Genomic DNA, 2,620 nt, shown 5'->3' on the forward strand with positions numbered 1-2,620 from the left:
GTACAAGCCCGTTGGGGAGTTGGACTTGTGTTCGACGACTTGCCATCCGTCGTCAATGAACTGTTGTGCCGCGACGGTTGCGAAGCGGCTCGAGTGTCGGCTCCCTATGCCAAGCTCAGCTACCGACATGCTCTCGGAGCCCGCTGTTTTTCCCGCCGAATCTGTCGGACCCATGTCGAACAGTGACTCGGCCGCCATCTGCAGATTGGCGTACTTCAGGTAGGTCGAAACGTTGTTGTTCACGCTTAGGCTCCCTGCTTGCTTGGCAGAAGGGCCTTCATGGTGAATGCCCACGTCGTCTTCTCTGAGTTGATGATGGGGCAGGCCCACCCTCGTGCAATGAGCCAGGGCGCTCTGAATCCGGCCTGACTTCCCAGCCCCTTGTCAATCAAATAGCCAACCCGTTCTGCAATGACCTCATTGGTCTGCAGATCGACTACTCGAAGGGAGCTACCCGCGACCCATTGCTTCCGGTCCTCTGGAGTTGAGATGTCATCCCAGGTGACGCCGTAGCGAACAGAGAATTTTTCGATGCGCTCTCGCTCCAGGACAAATCCATAGACGTCAGGCCCTGGGTCGCGACCAGAAGTATTCTCCTTATATTGCTTAATTTGCTCGGCTGTGCGATGACGTATCGTCTTGATGACGCCGATGTAGCGATACGTCATGCCATCGTTTGGATCCGTCGTCTCGACAAAACGGAAACCCTCCGTGTGCTGCTTGGCATCATTCGGGTCAAGTTCGGCACCTCTGGTCACACGCAGTAGTCTCTTGATGCAATCCTCCCCATGGCAATCATGGCCGTACGGGTCATTGAGCTTGAACTGATCGCTGTCGTTTGCCTCTTTGGGTCGCCACTTCATCCACACGATGCCGTCGACGCCCTCAATGGTGCGATTGATCTTCTCGCCCGCGCCTTTGCACCGCATCTCAAATTGCGCCATCGCCCTATCCAAACGCGCCTTCGCTTCGTCTTGCTGCTGCAGCCGCTTGTCTGCGTGGATTGCCACCGGATACACGAATGCCGCCAGGACAACAACCGCGCAAAGTAGCTTGAGCCACCGCTGTTTGGGCCACCATAGCGCGACCCCACTTGCTGCAATGGCCAACAGCCAGTAGAAAATTCCAAGACCTTGCAGCACTGAGCCAAACGGTGTCAGGTCAAGCGGCGTACCAGTATTCATGCTCTTTCTTTAAATTTATTTTCTGTTGGGCGTGGAGGAGGCACTCCAGGATCACGCCTTTGCACTGAGAACTTTCTCGACGAATCGGTCAGGTTGCCTAGGCAGCTGATCAACTAGCCTGTATTGCTCGACGAAGGCGTCAGCTTGAGTGCTCACAAAGTTCGCATTTCCAGAGGTCAGCGACGCTTTGTTGTTGCTCGCCGCTGGCGCGCGAATCTGGCCTGGCGCGTTACCGCGCCCGCTGATGGCGGCGCTGGCGAGCAGGCTGAGGATCTCCAGGTTGACGCCCAACGACTTCTCCTCCGCTTTATCGATGCCAACGTCTGTAAACCTGTTGTCGTAGAACTCCTTGCCGATCTGGATCATCCCCAGAACAGCCCCAATCTTTTTAAGGAAAGCCGATACGCTGGATGAAAACTTCTGGATGGATGCCGAGTTGCAAGCCGCGATTTCATCTGCAGCGTGCGCGACCCGTTGCATCGACAAGTTGATGGCGTTTTGCGAAGATTTGAAGTACTTCGCGAATTTTGCGTCTTGCGCGCTGCCGGGTCCTACACCGCTTTTTGTGATTCGCTCGTTGAGTTTATTGATTCCATCTGCAAATGTCTGCAGCTTGGCTCGGACGGCTGCCGCATCAGCAGCCATGAGTGTTTTGTCTTGCAACTGCCTGGCGATCTTGCCGAGTTCGGCGAAGAAGGAGTCCGCCCCGGCGACCGGAGCGCCAACGAAGTCAAAGATATCAGGGTCATTGAGCTTTCTGTTGAAAGTCGCAACGAAGGTGTATTCGGTCGAGGGCATTTCAGGCTTACTTTCTGAGGTAGGTGTCGAAGAAAAGCCGCAGGCAGAGAACCTGCCCTCCGAGAATGGCGCTAGTGGTGTAGGTCAGGCACAGAGTCAAGAAGGCGAATCCGATACGACTGTGGGTGGTGAATCCCTTCCCAAAAGATGGATCTCCTGGAATAGCGATGAAGAAGTACACAGCACCGAGAAAAAGCGGCGGCGCCACGAGAGCAACGATGGCATGTTGCTTCATTGATAGTCGCCCAAATGCAAGACGCCTCGCGAGTAGCTGCGTATAGTTCATCATCGTTTGCCATAACCAGACCAACGACATGATTGGGATCACCACCACCGTCAAGCTCTGTGTCAGCAATGCCACCTGCGGATACGCCGTCGAGTTCGCGTGCGCCTTCATGTTCATGAACGGCACCATGCGCTGAACCCAATCGGTGAATTGCGACGCCAAAGGCCACGAGTCAAGAATCGTGATCGATGCGAACAGAATGATGAGCAACGGCAGCGCCAAGGGAACCATGAGCAACGGGCTCAAGGCACCTCGAAGCGAAAACATTGGAATGGTTGGAGGCGCCTCGACCGGGGGTTTTGTTTCCTCAAACGAAGGAGGTGGCGTAGACGTCCTCATGCAGACACCCACA

The 2,620-nt window shown here is 55.2% G+C and carries 4 protein-coding genes; all 4 read right to left on the minus strand.

Annotated features, from left to right (window positions below; translation table 11 throughout):
- A partial coding sequence (locus AC1D12_RS30545; protein ID WP_477844981.1) for a hypothetical protein occupies positions 1-243 on the minus strand: 243 nt, incomplete at its 3' end.
- Positions 244-245: 2 nt separating this feature from the next.
- Positions 246-1,184 carry a hypothetical protein gene (locus tag AC1D12_RS30550; RefSeq protein ID WP_477844982.1) on the minus strand — a complete coding sequence of 313 codons (939 nt, stop codon included), beginning with the start codon at positions 1,182-1,184 and terminating at the stop codon, positions 246-248.
- A gap of 51 nt (positions 1,185-1,235) precedes the next feature.
- Positions 1,236-1,982 carry a hypothetical protein gene (locus tag AC1D12_RS30555; RefSeq protein WP_477844983.1) on the minus strand — a complete coding sequence of 249 codons (747 nt, stop codon included), beginning with the start codon at positions 1,980-1,982 and terminating at the stop codon, positions 1,236-1,238.
- Positions 1,983-1,989: 7 nt separating this feature from the next.
- On the minus strand, positions 1,990-2,620 hold a 631-nt coding region (locus tag AC1D12_RS30560; protein WP_477844984.1), incomplete at its 5' end, for a hypothetical protein.

The sequence above is a fragment of the Rhizobacter sp. P1_G5 genome (genome assembly GCF_056405435.1).